The sequence below is a fragment of the Aerosakkonema sp. BLCC-F183 genome, from assembly GCF_041929145.1.
In the GTDB taxonomy this organism is placed as follows: domain Bacteria; phylum Cyanobacteriota; class Cyanobacteriia; order Cyanobacteriales; family Aerosakkonemataceae; genus Aerosakkonema.
Genome location: NZ_JBHFNU010000031.1, coordinates 68,138 through 82,099, shown reverse-complemented (window position 1 = coordinate 82,099; position 13,962 = coordinate 68,138). Strand labels below are relative to the sequence as shown.

The 13,962-nt window shown below is 44.9% G+C and carries 15 protein-coding genes; 9 read left to right on the top strand and 6 right to left on the bottom strand.

Features of this window, described 5'->3' with window-relative positions; genetic code table 11:
* Window positions 1-69 precede the first annotated feature (69 nt).
* Together ACE1CD_RS08145 and ACE1CD_RS08140 are read left to right on the top strand one after the other, a co-directional pair.
* Window positions 70-1,578: an FAD-dependent oxidoreductase gene (locus ACE1CD_RS08145; RefSeq protein WP_374823007.1), complete on the top strand. Its 1,509-nt coding sequence runs from the start codon at window positions 70-72 to the stop codon at window positions 1,576-1,578.
* A gap of 32 nt (window positions 1,579-1,610) precedes the next feature.
* Window positions 1,611-1,817 carry a hypothetical protein gene (locus tag ACE1CD_RS08140; RefSeq protein WP_374823004.1) on the top strand — a complete coding sequence of 69 codons (207 nt, stop codon included), beginning with the start codon at window positions 1,611-1,613 and terminating at the stop codon, window positions 1,815-1,817.
* A gap of 2 nt (window positions 1,818-1,819) precedes the next feature.
* Here the strand turns inward: ACE1CD_RS08140 and ACE1CD_RS08135 are convergent, their stop codons facing one another.
* The 3 genes from ACE1CD_RS08135 to ACE1CD_RS08125 all read right to left on the bottom strand — a co-directional run bounded on the left by ACE1CD_RS08135 (window position 1,820) and on the right by ACE1CD_RS08125 (window position 2,702).
* Window positions 1,820-2,233: a hypothetical protein gene (locus ACE1CD_RS08135; RefSeq protein WP_374795621.1), complete on the bottom strand. Its 414-nt coding sequence runs from the start codon at window positions 2,231-2,233 to the stop codon at window positions 1,820-1,822.
* Window positions 2,230-2,436, bottom strand: coding sequence for a hypothetical protein (locus ACE1CD_RS08130; RefSeq protein ID WP_374795620.1), 207 nt, complete (start codon window positions 2,434-2,436; stop codon window positions 2,230-2,232). The genes ACE1CD_RS08135 and ACE1CD_RS08130 overlap by 4 nt, the downstream gene beginning before the upstream one ends.
* Before the next feature lie 77 nt (window positions 2,437-2,513).
* Window positions 2,514-2,702, bottom strand: coding sequence for a plasmid partition protein ParG (locus tag ACE1CD_RS08125; RefSeq protein ID WP_374795619.1), 189 nt, complete (start codon window positions 2,700-2,702; stop codon window positions 2,514-2,516).
* A gap of 69 nt (window positions 2,703-2,771) precedes the next feature.
* Between ACE1CD_RS08125 and ACE1CD_RS08120 the strand changes: the two genes are divergently transcribed.
* Entirely contained in the window at window positions 2,772-3,314 is a 543-nt protein-coding gene (locus ACE1CD_RS08120; RefSeq protein ID WP_374823001.1) for a DUF1824 family protein, read from the top strand.
* A gap of 141 nt (window positions 3,315-3,455) precedes the next feature.
* The gene (locus ACE1CD_RS08115; protein ID WP_190472841.1) at window positions 3,456-3,635 is read left to right on the top strand and encodes a DUF2949 domain-containing protein; all 180 of its coding nucleotides are present in this window, start codon (window positions 3,456-3,458) and stop codon (window positions 3,633-3,635) included.
* Between the two features lie 152 nt (window positions 3,636-3,787).
* Here ACE1CD_RS08115 and shc read toward each other — a convergent pair whose 3' ends face one another.
* Window positions 3,788-5,701: a squalene--hopene cyclase gene (gene shc, locus ACE1CD_RS08110; protein ID WP_374822997.1), complete on the bottom strand. Its 1,914-nt coding sequence runs from the start codon at window positions 5,699-5,701 to the stop codon at window positions 3,788-3,790.
* A 328-nt stretch (window positions 5,702-6,029) separates the two neighbouring features.
* On the opposite strand from shc, the gene ACE1CD_RS08105 reads away from it, so the two are divergent.
* The 4 genes from ACE1CD_RS08105 (at window position 6,030) to ACE1CD_RS08090 (ending at window position 9,151) form a co-directional block, all read left to right on the top strand.
* Window positions 6,030-6,302 (top strand): GlsB/YeaQ/YmgE family stress response membrane protein, encoded by a 273-nt coding sequence (locus tag ACE1CD_RS08105; RefSeq protein ID WP_190472836.1) that lies wholly within the window; start codon window positions 6,030-6,032, stop codon window positions 6,300-6,302.
* 541 nt (window positions 6,303-6,843) lie between these two features.
* Complete coding sequence (locus ACE1CD_RS08100) at window positions 6,844-7,116, top strand: GlsB/YeaQ/YmgE family stress response membrane protein (protein WP_374822994.1); 273 nt, start codon at window positions 6,844-6,846, stop codon at window positions 7,114-7,116.
* 204 nt (window positions 7,117-7,320) lie between these two features.
* Window positions 7,321-8,508: a glycosyltransferase gene (locus tag ACE1CD_RS08095; protein ID WP_374795615.1), complete on the top strand. Its 1,188-nt coding sequence runs from the start codon at window positions 7,321-7,323 to the stop codon at window positions 8,506-8,508.
* A gap of 85 nt (window positions 8,509-8,593) precedes the next feature.
* Window positions 8,594-9,151: a hypothetical protein gene (locus ACE1CD_RS08090; protein WP_374822991.1), complete on the top strand. Its 558-nt coding sequence runs from the start codon at window positions 8,594-8,596 to the stop codon at window positions 9,149-9,151.
* Between the two features lie 191 nt (window positions 9,152-9,342).
* On the opposite strand, the gene ACE1CD_RS08085 is transcribed toward ACE1CD_RS08090, so the two are convergent.
* Entirely contained in the window at window positions 9,343-10,035 is a 693-nt protein-coding gene (locus ACE1CD_RS08085; RefSeq protein WP_374795613.1) for a phosphorylase, read from the bottom strand.
* 88 nt (window positions 10,036-10,123) lie between these two features.
* On the bottom strand, window positions 10,124-10,984 hold the full coding sequence (locus ACE1CD_RS08080) for a ferritin-like domain-containing protein (RefSeq protein WP_374795612.1): 861 nt from the start codon (window positions 10,982-10,984) through the stop codon (window positions 10,124-10,126).
* Between the two features lie 192 nt (window positions 10,985-11,176).
* Here ACE1CD_RS08080 and ACE1CD_RS08075 point away from each other — a divergent pair, with 192 nt between their 5' ends.
* Window positions 11,177-13,888, top strand: coding sequence for an efflux RND transporter permease subunit (locus tag ACE1CD_RS08075; RefSeq protein WP_374795611.1), 2,712 nt, complete (start codon window positions 11,177-11,179; stop codon window positions 13,886-13,888).
* Window positions 13,889-13,962: the final 74 nt, after the last annotated feature.

Genomic DNA, 13,962 nt, shown 5'->3' with positions numbered 1-13,962 from the left:
CCCAACCTACAATCTTCTTCCCCGACGCTTCAGCAAAATCAAATCGCGCAAATAATCAAAAGGTACTAAATGTCAACAGAATCGCAAACCCAAAAAGTAGTAATTGTCGGTGCGGGTTGGGCGGGTTTGGGCGCAACTTACCATTTAGCAAAACAAGGGTACGACGTAACCCTTTTAGAAGCCGGCCCCTATCCTGGCGGCTTGGTTGCAGGGTGGAAAACTGCCGCAGGGCGTTCTGTCGAAGCTGGTATTCACGGCTTCTGGTATCCCTATAGAAATATCTTTTCTCTAGTTAACGAATTAGAACTTAATCCCTTCACAACTTGGACTCGTTCTTCTCAATATTCTCCCGCCGGATTGGAAGTCGAATCGCCCATTTTTCAGGATGAACCCTTACTGCCCACACCGCTGGGAACTTTTCTTTATCCTAAGTTTAGACGACTGCCATTAATCGATCGCCTTTCAGCTTTACCCTTACTCTACGCATTAATAGATTTTGATAATTCTGACGCCGCTTGGCGACGTTACGATGGTGTAACTGCCCGCGAATTATTCAAACAATTTGGAGTTTCCGCAAGGCTGTACCGCGATTCTTTTGAGCCGATGCTATTAGTAGGATTGTTCGCCCCAGGCGAGCAATGTTCCGCAGCAGCAGCCTTGGGTATGCTGTACTATTTTATCCTCGCTCATCAACCAAATTTCGATGTAGTTTGGTGTCGGGGAACAGTCGGGGAAAAAATCTTTCGCCCTTGGGTGGAACGCATCGAACAAGCTGGCGGAAAAGTAGTTACCCAGCGACGGGTGAGCGATTTAATTATTGATAATAATAGAGCTACGGGGGTTGTCTGCGGCGATGAAGTTTTTGATGCAGATGCGGTTATCTTTGCGGTTGGGATAACCGGTATGCAAAAAATTATTAGCGGTAGCCCTAGCCTGCAAAGTCGCCAGGAATTTCGGGACGTGATGAATTTAGGCGCGATCGATGTTTTGGCGACTCGGTTGTGGTTCGATCGCAAAATCGATATCCCCCTGCCTTCCAATGCCTGCTTTGGCTTCAATCCTACCACAGGTTGGACATTTTTTGACCTCAACGCCCTGCACGATGAGTATCGCAACGAACCCGGAACAGTTATCGAAGCAGATTTCTATCACGCCAACCAATTTTTACCTCTCAGGGATGAGGAAATTGTGCAGATAGTGCAGCGCGATTTAGCAACCTGTATCCCCGCCTTTGGCGAAGCAAAAGTAATCGACAGCAGCGCGATTCGTTTGCCACGGGCAGTCACTCATTTTTATCCAGGTAGCTATCAATATATGTTGCCAGAAGTAACCAGTTTCGATAACGTTTTTATGAGTGGGGATTGGATTGTTAACCGTCACGGTTCTTGGTCGCAAGAAAAAGCTTATGTAACTGGTTTAGAAGCGGCGAATTTAGTGGTCGATCGCTTTAAACGTGGCAATCAGGCGACGATTTGGCCCGTTGAGGCAGATGAACCGCATATCCAAATAGGGCGGACAATCAATCAGTGGGGACGCGATTTGGCAAAAAGCGTCTTGCCAGATTTTTGGTTACCTTGAACCTATCCATCTTATTTTAAGGACTAAATGCAATGTTGAAAACGGTTTGGGCTGTCGTCCGTGATGGCAAAATAGAATTACTCCAAAATCTTCCACTTCCGGAAGGAACGAAATTACTCGTAACTTTGATGCCTGACAAAGAGGAAGAGCAATTCTGGCTAAATGTGAGCGATCGCTCACTTGCAGAAGTTTGGGAAAACACTGAGGATGACATCTATGCCGAACTACTCCAAAAATGATGTCATCTTGGTGCAATATCCCTGCTCCGATTTATCGACTGTAATTCTTGAAGCTCTTCAGAAACTTGAATTTTTGGCAGAGGCTCCAGTGGAGTAATTACTGGAACGTAGTGACAATAGCACACAACAATTGCTTCAAACTCACTCATAGTTTCTGGGGCATATTTTTCAACTCTGGTTACTTCCCAATCGCCGATACGAGTGTGAGTGCTAGCATTTGGAAACTGTCGATCGACAAATTGTTCGACTCGATGGAATTCCCTCAATCTGTAGCCAGGAGATGGTAAGGGCCGATCGGATGAATCGAAATGTTCGGCAAGAATGTCGGTGATAGCTCCAGTGTGCGCTAGTAGCCTGTTTTCGGCTCCCTCCTCTTGATTCCATTCCGCTCTAAAAAGAATATACTTTCTACTCATTTTTCCATCCCCTCTGTGTAATTAGGAAATTCGGTTTTACCCTCGAATACGCAATCGTATTTAAGAGTTTTGTCTCCAGTTAATTCTATTCGCAGTAACTTCCATCCATATCTCCTTTCCATTTCGTAGCACATCCTACGTTCGGTTACTGCGTGCTGGGAGATAATTTCTTCTGAAATAGATTCAGAGTTTTCGCTGTTCATTATTAGATGGGTCGTCAGTCAGATAGCACCGAAAACTTTGACCGTTGTGGCTTGCTCTAAAGAATGTTTATGGCCGCTTAGCGTTGGTTTTTATTGTTTTCTTTCTGGAACGCTTGTTGCGCCAGTTGCGGCTCAATTTTCTCTAGCCATTCCTCAACCAGTTCTGATACAACGCTGCTAACGTCACGGCCTTGCATAGCGCAAGCCGCCTTTAGCCTGCGTTTCAAACTTTCTTCGATCGATAGGTTTATAGGAGATTTAGGCATGAATCCATTGTATGCCCACATCTACCCATACAAATTTTGGCCTCCCTGCGCTTATACGCATATACGCTTATGCGTATAATTGTAGCATTCAGCAAATCCTACGGAAATCCGATCGCTCTATGTTGGGCAATGCCCACTCTACGGGGGTGCGATCGCGCCCGTAAAATTATCTTCAGCTACTCTACCCAAACCATGACTGCTAACATCACTGTCGAACAAGCCCAAGCAATCCTCAAGCAATTTAGCTGCATCGAAACTAAGCTGATAGAGTCGGAACAGGAAAAAGCTTTACTCCGTCAAGCTCTACTAACGATCGCCAACTTGTCCGATTACCTCAATTTAGGTATTTGTGCTGATACGGCAGAGCAAGGGTTCGCAGCCCTAAAAACCTATTTGGAAGGTTTGGGCTATGAAATTCCTCTCGACACCAACAAAACGCCTTCCCTAGAAGGCCCGGTTTACATAAAATTTAATACTCACAAGCAATCCCACTATCTCGATTCCTACACAGGAATTTATCGCGGTGTACTGGTGTCCTGCCAATCTTCAGAAAATGACTCTATCGGCGGAACTTATGGTCATTTACCGTTAGACTTATTCCTAAAGGGCTAATTTTAGAGCGTAGAGATTTTTGTGATCGAAATCACCCATTAGGACGAGTTAAATCACCCTGACAGGGGAGTTTTTAAACGATATTTTTCTCATAGGTTGGGAGAAGAAAATTTTTAAGACTCGAAGGCAAGGAAATCTACTATGCAGACTAAATTAGTCAACTTTTTACAAGAAGAATTAGCGATCCCGGCATCCTCGATCGCCCTAGCCATACGGCGCAGCGAAGAATGCCCAAACCACATCCCCATGATTTTGTGGCAATACGGGCTGGTGACTTTGGCACAGTTAGACAGGATTTTTGATTGGTTAGAAACAGCTTAGCAGCAGCGTTAGGCAGATGATTTCTATCTTTGCACCGTTGTGAAGAAATAATAACCACTCTGTTTTTCCTCTGTACTGTTTTATGACCACCATGAAGAAACCGGGTTTCTGTAAACTTTTCCACAGAAACCCGGTTAATCGTTTTTAGGGCATTATTGAGCGAAAATAGTACGATAGCGCCCCAAAGCTGTCAGCGGAAAATGTTGTAAATAAAGATGATATTTGAGATAGAAATGGCAGGGAAAGCCAGTTCCAGTGAAATAATCCTCATCCCAAGTGCCATCAGAACGCTGTGCAGTCACAAGATAGTTGATTCCCCGATCGATCGCCTCTTTCTCAAACTTCCCGGTGGCTTCTCCCGCCGCCAGCAAGCCAATTAAAGCCCAAGCAGTCTGAGATGCGGTACTGTCTCCTTGTCCTTTGAGAGCGGGATTATCGTAGCTGAAGCAAGTTTCCCCCCATCCTCCATCGGCATTTTGACAGCTGACCAGCCAAGCTGCACCGCGTTCGATATTGCTTCGGTGCGACTCAGGCGCAACTAGAGACAGCGCCGCGAGAACGCCACTGGTACCGTAAATGTAATTTACTCCCCAACGTCCGTACCAGCAGCCTTCCGCTTCTTGTTCGTTTTTGAGATAATTTAAAGCGCGATCGAAATTGCTCGGATCGATCGAGAAATTACCGCGTCCCAACATTTCCAACACCCGCGCCGTCACATCTGCCGTATTCGGGTCTATCATCGCTTTCAAGTCGCCGTAGGGCAATTGGTTCAGCCAATCTGCATTATTATCGAGATCGAAAGCAGCCCAACCGCCATCTCGACATTGCATTGTCGCAATCCAAGCCACAGCACGTGCAATTACAGCTTGTTTTAACTCTTCGTTCGGCAATTGCACGCCATTCAACGCCATCACCACGACCGCAGAATCATCTACATCCGGATAAAAGCGATTCACAAATTCAAACGCCCAAGCACCCGGTTTTCCTTGCTTGTTTTTGACAGCCCAATCGCCGTAATCTAAAATTTGCTTAGAAAGCAGCCATTCTCCCCCCCGCACAAGGGCTGGATGATTGGGTGCGATTCCGGAATCAAGCAAACTTCGCATCACCAAAGCGGTATCCCAAACTGGCGAAACGCAAGGTTGCACCCAGTAAATATCCTCTGTTTCGACTGCAAATCGATCGACCGCTTGCAAACCCCTTTCCACAATTGGGTCATTGACATCATAATCCAGGCAGCGCAATCCTAAAAGCGAATTTAGCATTGCGGGAATAATGCCACCCCAATCACCGGTTTCTTCTTGTCGTTCCAAAACCCATTTTTCAGCTGCTTTGAGTCCTTCTTGGCGGAAAGGCACTAAGTTGAGATTTTCTGCTAATTTGAAAGCGTCATCCAGCCAAACAAATACATCTGTCCAATCGTTATTGCGCGGTAGTTCAAAGCGCACATTCTCAGCACCTTCTGTGTAAAGTTCCTCCAAAGTGATGCTTGGATTGGTTATGTAAATCGGCTTGCGATCGAACACAATTAACAGCGGAACGGTGCTACTCCGCGCCCAACTGGACATTTCGTAAATGGTGAAGGGAAAAGATTCTGGCAACAACATTATCCAAGGCGGAATTGAAGGTAGTCCCCGCCAGTTGTAGCAGCCAATTAATGCCAGGTGCATTTTAGTAAAAATGCGCGTTTTGCTGATGCCGCCTCGTTCTAAAATAAATTCCCGCGCTTTTTGCATAGCTGGATCTGTTGCCGGTACGCCCAGCAACTTCAGCGCCATATAAGCTTCCACCGATGTGCTGAGATTGCCGCCATCGCCGTAAAATAGTTCCCAACCACCGTGCGATCGCTGTTCCCTTCGCAGGTAAGTTTCCGCTTTGTGCAAAGGTCTTGTCTTTTCCGTACCCCAAATTTTATGGAGCAGTACCGCCTCTGCCGTTATGGTAACGTTGGATTCCAATTCTGCCCACCAGTAACCATCGGGATATTGGATGGAAAGTAGGTAATTCTGAGAAGCAGCAATAGCCGCATCGACGCTTGTTACCTTAGTTCTGTCTTGTGTTTGCATAGGTTCCGTTCACTCTCAGCAACATCCGCTTAATGCAGCATCAAGCAAAATGCTTAATTAGTTGCGATTTATAGCAGAAACAGTACTGGATTAGCAACTGGTAATTTCCCTCAAATATCTTTTCTGGCACATAAATTATTAGATTGCTGAGGGGTAGATGGGCAAATAGGCCGAGGGTAAAACTGAATAATTACCTACATAATAAATTTAATCAAAAAAGATTATTGTCGATTTATATCTAGTAGATTATATCGGTTGACAGAGGTGGAAGAAAAATTTAGTGGCTATGCTGAAAATGTGAAATAAAAACATTTAAGGAGCCAAAGCTATGGGTATTGTTGCTTGGGTGGTTTTAGGTCTGCTTGCTGGCGCGATCGCGAAAGCTATCTATCCCGGTTATCAAGGCGGCGGTATTCTCGCTACGATGGTGCTGGGGATCGTGGGAGCCTTCATCGGTGGAACTTTGGTCACTTTATTGCAAACGGGAACTTTCCAACTTGCCGCCACTCCTTTAACCTTTCCCGGTGTTTTTGTCGCCGTCTTAGGCGCGATTATTGCCATTTGGTTGTGGAATATGATGAATCGCAGAGCCTATCGCTAATATCGAAGGCGATCGCATTAATTTATTATCCCCCCTGGCGCAGAGGGAACAAATAGTCTCTTCCGATTCAGATGAATTTAAGATCCGTTCTATTTCTTGCGATCGCTATTCGATAATCCTGCTTTAACTTTCCACAAACTTAGTGGAAAGTTCGCTTTTAAGAAGCTTTAGTTTTTGACGTTTCTTCTTCTCGTCAAAGCAACGATATTATTTAGCTGTTTGATAAGGGTGTTAAATGAGGGGTTAAACCCCTCAATCTTAAGCTGACAAAATCCTCTATTTGGCAGCTACACAAATCATTTTTCTAAATGGGAGTAGATTAAGTCCGCGAACTAAAATATGCGATCGCTCCTGACAGTAGGTGCTTACACCGAATCGTTTTTTGTAATTTCTTTTACTAGCGTCGCGTTAAGGAATGTAACCATTTATTAAGTAAAAAAATATAACTAAACATAAAAACTTTGTCCCCGGATAAGGGGAATATTTCGTTGAGTTGCTATACTAGGTTTTTAAGTAAGAAAGTTTCAAGGAGCCAAAAAAAATGGGTAATATTATCGCCTGGATTGTTTTGGGTCTTGTTGCTGGTGCGATCGCCAAACTCATCTACCCCGGTCGTCAAGGCGGCGGTATTCTGGCTACGATGGTGCTGGGTATTGTCGGCGCTTTCCTGGGAGGGGCAATATTTACTTTATTAACAACAGGAAAACTGGTGCTTGCGGCTACCAACGCTTTCAACATTCCCAGTATTTTTGTTGCTGTCGTGGGTGCGTTGGTTGCTATTTGGCTGTGGAATTTAATCAATCGGACAGCGTAATTTTGAATACCCACAGCGCACAGATTTTTAGGTGTAGCTACACAAATAAAATGTGGTTAGCAAGCTTCCAGTAATATCTAAACAAAGTCCGCGTGAGCGGACTTTGTTTTTGTAACCGCGAATTCTATTCGGACGACATTTTATTCATTTGCATTTACTTTCATAATATTGTATTGTAATCGCTGAAGTTAATAATATTTTAAAATGAGTGTCGGCGTAGTTGGATTGGGGATTACCTTGCTATCTTTAGTAATTTGGATAGTATTGTTGTGTTTTTGGGGACAATTTTGGCGATCGGATGAGCGGTTAGACCTTGCCGCGAAAGAAGCGGAAAAATGGCCGACTGTTTGTGCGGTAATTCCTGCCAGGAATGAAGCGGAAATGCTACCCGCGACAATGCGATCGCACCTTCTCCAAAATTACCCAGGTTCTTTCAAAATTGTCCTCGTCGATGATAACAGCACCGATAATACAGCCAACATCGCCCGAAATGTTGCCCAAGAATTAAACAAATCCCAGCAATTGCATATCGTATCTGGCGAACCGCTACCAACTGGTTGGAGTGGCAAACTTTGGGCAGTTGAACAAGGTATTCGTTATGCTGAAAAACTCACGCCAACACCAGATTATTTTCTGCTAACAGATGCGGATATCGAACATCACAGCACCAATCTTCGCGAGTTGGTAGCCAAGTCTCAGCAAGAAGATTTAGATTTAGTTTCTCTGATGGTATTGCTGCGGTGTGAAAGTTTTTGGGAAAAGTTTTTAATTCCTGCTTTTGTGTTTTTCTTTGAAAAACTCTATCCATTTCGTTGGGTTAATAACCCGAACAATTCCACAGCAGCAGCAGCGGGAGGTTGTATCTTAATTCGCCGCGACACTTTAACCCGTATTGGCGGTATCCAGGTAGTGCGTCAAGCGTTAATCGATGATTGCGCTCTTGCACAAGCAGTCAAATCTCCGGGTAAAATTTGGTTGGGCCTTACCGATTTAACTCGTAGCTTGCGACCTTATCCATCTTTATCTAGTATTTGGGATATGGTGGCGCGTACTGCTTTTACCCAACTTAATTATTCGCCTTTGCTTTTATTGGGAACACTCATAGGAATGACTTTAATTTACATTGTGCCGCCAGTGAGTGCGATCGCAGGTATTTTAACCGGGAATTGGTTAGTGTCCCCGCTAGGTATTTTAACCTGGTTGCTGATGGCAATAGCTTACTTTCCCACACTCAAACTTTATCGATGTTCGCCACTATTGTCTTTTTGCTTACCAGCGATCGCATTCCTATATACCCTGATGACCCTAGACTCCGCTTGGCGTCACTGGCGCGGCAAAGGAGGCGCTTGGAAGGGAAGAGTGTACCCGGTATCTATCAACACTCAGTCTTGAATTTGTGGTAAATTTTAGTATTTTCACCTACATATTCCAGAAATACTGCGGCTATGATTGCGATAATTGCGTATTGGTTTTACGTATGAAATGGCCTGCCTGGATACCATACCCCGGTGCGTGGATGAACGCCTTCGTCCTCTACGTATTGTTGCGTTTTATTTCATCTGGTTCAAAATTATTTGGTGATTTGGGTTCCTTTTTAGGTAGGTTTCTACAGCGACCGGAACATTGGGTCTTATCTGCCGTTCTAGCCGCATTAGCTCCCATTCTGATTATCGCTTTCGTTCATCATTGGCTCTATCTATTTTTAGATCGTTTCTTTCCCAGCATTCGCTCACCAGAAATAGGCGCAACTCGCGGCTTTTTTCCCGGTTTGCTGAGTTTTTGGGAAGGTTTGTATGGCTGGCTGGTAATAGCAATATCTACGTTGATCAGCATAGGTATTTTAGCTTTGTTTTACCCATTTTTGGGCTCCAGCTACTACTACTACTTGTTTTCGCACTGGAATGGGTTTGTCTATGGCCCAGCCATGCTCGTTTGGACTGTTATCGCCGCCTATATGTACCAATTTGAACATCTAGTGCAGCGCCGCATGATGGCTGTAGAATCTGCCGAAAATTCTGATAAAAGAGCAGGGTAAATTTGTCAGAAAAGTACTTTGGAAAAAGTAGGCAAATAATTTGTGCGATCGCATTCAATTACTAAATTCTTTCCCCTCCCCGTCGCCGGAAAGATGTACTAAATTCTTTCCCCCCTCCCCGTCGCCGGAAAGATGTAGTGAATTCTTTCCCCCCTCCCCGTTGCGGGGAGGGGGTTAGGGGGTGGGGTTCCCTACTTTACAAACAAATAACTTGTCACTTTTTCCAACACTTTCAATCCGCGCAGCGAGCCTCTAATTAACCGAGTTGCGGCAATCGGTTGACGCAGCATTCCTATCGCTAAAGGCAGAGATTGTAGCGAACCATCTGCACTAATTGCCGAATTGAGATCCGGAACATCCTGTTGCGAATCATCGCTAACTACGCGCAACATCGCTACGGAAAAACCACCTTTACTGAGAACTTCTAAAGCTGCGAAGCCTTCCATATCGACAACTTCGCTATCATATAGTTTACCTAAACTGCGTTTTTCTGATGCGGAATAAATGATGCGATCGCTTGTCAAGCCTCTCACCAAATCAGCTTTTTCATTCAGATTGTTGTAAAGTAGCTTTGTGAAAGCGCGATCGCACATTTTATCCCGCAACTCTTCAGCCGAACCATAAATACAACTTTGGTAAACGACAACATCGCCGACAGCATAGCGATGTGTCAAACTACCGCACAAACCCATCAACAAAACTTTGGGTTGCTGATGATGCGCGAAAAATTCTAATTTTTGCCATTTTTCCAAATATCTCGTTAACGGTTTCACACCAACCGGAACGGGAAAAATTGGTGGTGTCTTACCATTAAAGCGGCTTACTCCTCGAAGAACAGACTTATATTCCGCTCCTTGCGGAACGATAATTGCATCAACGTTCATATAGATAAATTGCTAATTGGTAAAAAAATTTAAAATTGCAGATTTCAAATTTATTTAAAATCTGAAATCTGCAATCTGCAATTACCCATTATCCCAAATTGGGACTTGACATCGTGCTGGGATTCCGTTTAGGCAAAAGTTTTATCATCCCAAAAGCAGTTTTAGCAACTCTCGGTAAAAACTCCGGACGCAGCAACCTGGAATCGTAAACGCTCATACGTCGATCGTTTTCTTGAATGCAAGTTGACACAAACTTTTCCAGCGTCAAATTACTCGTAACCGAACTCGCACCGCTAGCTGTAAAACCTTTACCGCTGCCTTTTTTGCTACCTTTAAAACTATCCAAACGACGGCGCACAGAGCCAGTGTAGTACAATAGAGAATTTAAATCCCGCAGTACTTTTGCGCCTCGACCCTCAGAAAATTGCTTGTAAGCTACCCAGTTGACAAAAAATACCATATGGCGGGCTTCTTCATCAATAACCGGATCGAAAATAGCGAAGAATTGATCCGGAAATAAGCCAGATTGACGAGCGATCGCAAATAAACCAAACGCAAAGAACGAATCGAAACATTCCCCGTAGCCAAACTTGACAAAAGCTTCCTCCACACGATCGGGAATTTGTTTAGGCGGACGCGGCTTAATTTCGATACCGTAATAGTTAATCAGAAATTCTATCACACGAGAGTGGCGCGACTCCTCCATACCCTGTAGCGCGATCGCATCCCGCAAAAGTGGATCGCTCACCGTTTCCGCAAAAGCAGATAGCATTTTTCCCGCATTATGTTCTGTATCAAAAGCTTCATCCCAGAAAGGAATTGAGCGCAGACGTTCCAGTTGTGCAGCCTCAAGTTTTGGCCAAGGTAGCTGCTCCGGTTCATACTTAAGATGGCTCGCCATAAAGCTTTGACAGAACAACTGCTTGTGCGCCTCAGATCCGATTTTCATTCCTCACTCCATTGCACGAAAGACTTTTGACTAGCGCCGATGCAGACGCGACTTCTCAAGAGAAATATATCGCAAGAACTATATCGTCAAGGGTAATTCGACAATAGCCTCCAGTTAATAAACTGTCACGAAGGTAGGGTAAGGAAGTGGGGAGTGCTTGTAAGCTTGTGGTGCGTGGGCTGGTAATTTGATATGGTGAAGGCAACTACTCGCAAAACATCGCTACGAGAACGCTTCAATATCTCCAGGTTAGCGATCGCATACCCTTGGCTAACCTTGAGTTTTTGGATCGCCGTCGCCGTCGCGGGACTTCTCGCTTTCAGTTCCCTCAAATACGCCCTGCTTCCCGATATTACCTTTCCAGTCGTAGTGGTGAACGCCACAGCACCTTTCACCGACGCGCTGGAAACGGAAGCAAAGCTGACCCAACCGATCGAACAGTCCCTCAGCTCGATTCCCAAACTCGATGGAGTGGGTTCCTCCATTTACCCCAACCAAGCTGTCATCAGTTTATCCTTCGGGGTGGGGACAAATTTGGAACAATCTGCAAATCAAGTCGAAACTAGACTCAAGCAGCTAAATCTCCCCGAAGGAGCAAGTTACAAAGTTTTTCCGCTCAACTTAAACGAGTCTGCTGCTGTTAGCTACGCGATCGAAAGTCCATCGAAAAATTTAGTTGAGTTAAGCAAGATAGCTCAAGAGCAAATTGTAACAGCGATCGTCAAACTGCCAGGAGTCTTGAAAGTCAACCTTTTGGGTGCTGTCGAGGAAGCAGAGGAGCAACCCCACCCCCAACCCCTCCCCGTACTACAGGGAGGGGAGATTTTAAGTCAAAACTCAGCCAAAGAACAATCGCCTCCAGCCAAACAAACCAAAACTTCCGCAGTAAGATTTAATGGCAAAGATGCCTTAGCTTTTCAAATAATTAAAAAGAGCGATGCCAATACCTTAGAAGTAGTCGCCGCAGTAGAAAAAGAAGTAGCGCGATTGCAATCTGCACTACCCGACGTGCAATTAATTTTAGCCGCTACGCAAGCAGAATATATTCGATCGGCTACCGACGCCACCATCGATGCTCTTTTAGAAGCCGTAATTATTTCAGTTGTAGCCATCTTTCCCTTTTTGTGGAACTTGCGAGCGACATTGATATCCGCATTGGCGATACCCGCATCGCTGCTGGGTACATTTATCGTCATGGCTATTTACGGCTTCAACTTGGAAACAATTACTTTATTAGCCCTAGCTTTAGTTATCGGTAGCATTATCGATGACGCCATTGTCGATGTGGAAAACATCATGCGCCACATCGACGAAGGAGACACTCCCCGTCAAGCAGCACTCCACGCTACTAACGAAATCGGATTGACAGTTACAGCGGCAACATTTACCGCCGTAGCCGTATTTTTGCCCATAGCATTAATGAAAGGAACGATCGGGCAATTCTTCATGCCTTTTGGCATCACCGTTTCAGCAGCAATGCTCACTTCTTTATTGGTAGCGCGGACATTATCCCCAGTTTTAGCAGTTTACTGGCTCAAATCCAAATCCTCAAAAACCAGTCCCAGAGAAAATAGATATTGGCAAAGTTTTGCGGAAGGATATCGCCAGTTGCTAGGCTGGTCTCTCAAACATCGCAGCATCGTAATAGCAATAGCAGCACTCAGCTTTGTTGCTGGGATAGGACTAATTCCGCTCATTCCCAAAGGCTTTATTCCCAAACTCGATCGTGGCGAATTCAACATTAGTTATACCGCACCCATCAACGCTACCGCCTATCTACCGGATTGGTTGAAATCATCTGCGGGAGTCGAAACAGATCCGCTGGGTGAATCTGTCGATGTTGCCAAACAAATAGAAGCAACAGTATTGAAATCGCCGGAAGTCGAAAAAGTATTTACCATCGTCGGTTTTCGCGAAGCCGAACCGAATAAAGGCATTCTTAATGTAGAGTTAAAGAGCGATCGTCAACTCCACACCGCCGCAGTGCAAGACCGCATTCGCGAACAATTACCCACAATACCAGGAGTTACCACCAGTGTAGAAGATATTCAATTCGTCGATGCCAGTCTCGGCGCTCAAAAACCCCTGCAAATTGCTTTAGTAGGCGATGACTTACAAGCCGTTAGCAAAGCAGCTAGAGAAATCAAAGCACGGTTATTGAAAATGCGGGGATTTGAAGATGTCACAACAACAGGAGAAACGGGTGAAGATGGCACAATTTTTCAGATCGAACATCGCAGCCAAAAAAGAACAGTCTATGTCAGCGCTAACCTAAATCGAGAGTTAACCATAGGACAAGCCACCGATATAGTAGTATCGGAAGCAAAAGCTGTTCTACCACCACAAGTTACTTTAGCATTAGGAGGAGATTCTGCTCGCAGCGGTGAAATCTTCGGCAGTTTTGGTACAACTTTAACTCTGTCAGCTATCTGTATTTTATTCGTGCTGATTTTCCTGTTCAAAAGCTGGATCGACCCGCTCGTAATTTGTTTATCTTTACCCCTAGCACTCGTAGGCGGCATATTCGCATTGCTAATTACCAACAGCGATTTCGGTATGATATCGCTAATTGGCTTTGTTTTCCTACTAGGTTTGAGTAACAAAAATGCCATCTTACTTGTAGATTACATCAACCAACTACGCAGTTCTGGCTATAGCCGTACCGAAGCAATCCTCAAAGCGGGACCAGTTCGCCTCCGACCGATCGTAATGACTACAGCTTCAACCATTTTAGGCATGATGCCGATCGCTTTAGGTTTAGGTGCAGGCGCAGAATTGCGTACCCCTATGGCAATAGCGATCGCAGGCGGTCTCATCTCATCTTCCCTACTAAGCCTAATCATCGTTCCCGTAGTCTACGATATCGTCCACGATCGAAAACCTCCCTCCAAAAACAAAAATTAACCTCTGCGTCCCTTTGCGAAAACCTCTGCGTTCCTTTGCGTTAAAAAAATAAATCCCAAACACAAAACCAACAA

What these genes read in the sequence shown, in the direction of transcription:
- ACE1CD_RS08145 (WP_374823007.1), top strand. Translation starts at nt 70, where the DNA reads ATGTCAACAGAATCGCAAACCCAAAAAGTAGTAATTGTCGGTGCGGGT.
- ACE1CD_RS08140 (WP_374823004.1), top strand. Translation starts at nt 1,611, where the DNA reads ATGTTGAAAACGGTTTGGGCTGTCGTCCGTGATGGCAAAATAGAATTA.
- ACE1CD_RS08135 (WP_374795621.1), bottom strand. Translation starts at nt 2,233, where the DNA reads ATGAGTAGAAAGTATATTCTTTTTAGAGCGGAATGGAATCAAGAGGAG.
- ACE1CD_RS08130 (WP_374795620.1), bottom strand. Translation starts at nt 2,436, where the DNA reads ATGAACAGCGAAAACTCTGAATCTATTTCAGAAGAAATTATCTCCCAG.
- ACE1CD_RS08125 (WP_374795619.1), bottom strand. Translation starts at nt 2,702, where the DNA reads ATGCCTAAATCTCCTATAAACCTATCGATCGAAGAAAGTTTGAAACGC.
- ACE1CD_RS08120 (WP_374823001.1), top strand. Translation starts at nt 2,772, where the DNA reads ATGCGTATAATTGTAGCATTCAGCAAATCCTACGGAAATCCGATCGCT.
- ACE1CD_RS08115 (WP_190472841.1), top strand. Translation starts at nt 3,456, where the DNA reads ATGCAGACTAAATTAGTCAACTTTTTACAAGAAGAATTAGCGATCCCG.
- shc (WP_374822997.1), bottom strand. Translation starts at nt 5,701, where the DNA reads ATGCAAACACAAGACAGAACTAAGGTAACAAGCGTCGATGCGGCTATT.
- ACE1CD_RS08105 (WP_190472836.1), top strand. Translation starts at nt 6,030, where the DNA reads ATGGGTATTGTTGCTTGGGTGGTTTTAGGTCTGCTTGCTGGCGCGATC.
- ACE1CD_RS08100 (WP_374822994.1), top strand. Translation starts at nt 6,844, where the DNA reads ATGGGTAATATTATCGCCTGGATTGTTTTGGGTCTTGTTGCTGGTGCG.
- ACE1CD_RS08095 (WP_374795615.1), top strand. Translation starts at nt 7,321, where the DNA reads ATGAGTGTCGGCGTAGTTGGATTGGGGATTACCTTGCTATCTTTAGTA.
- ACE1CD_RS08090 (WP_374822991.1), top strand. Translation starts at nt 8,594, where the DNA reads ATGAAATGGCCTGCCTGGATACCATACCCCGGTGCGTGGATGAACGCC.
- ACE1CD_RS08085 (WP_374795613.1), bottom strand. Translation starts at nt 10,035, where the DNA reads ATGAACGTTGATGCAATTATCGTTCCGCAAGGAGCGGAATATAAGTCT.
- ACE1CD_RS08080 (WP_374795612.1), bottom strand. Translation starts at nt 10,984, where the DNA reads ATGAAAATCGGATCTGAGGCGCACAAGCAGTTGTTCTGTCAAAGCTTT.
- ACE1CD_RS08075 (WP_374795611.1), top strand. Translation starts at nt 11,177, where the DNA reads ATGGTGAAGGCAACTACTCGCAAAACATCGCTACGAGAACGCTTCAAT.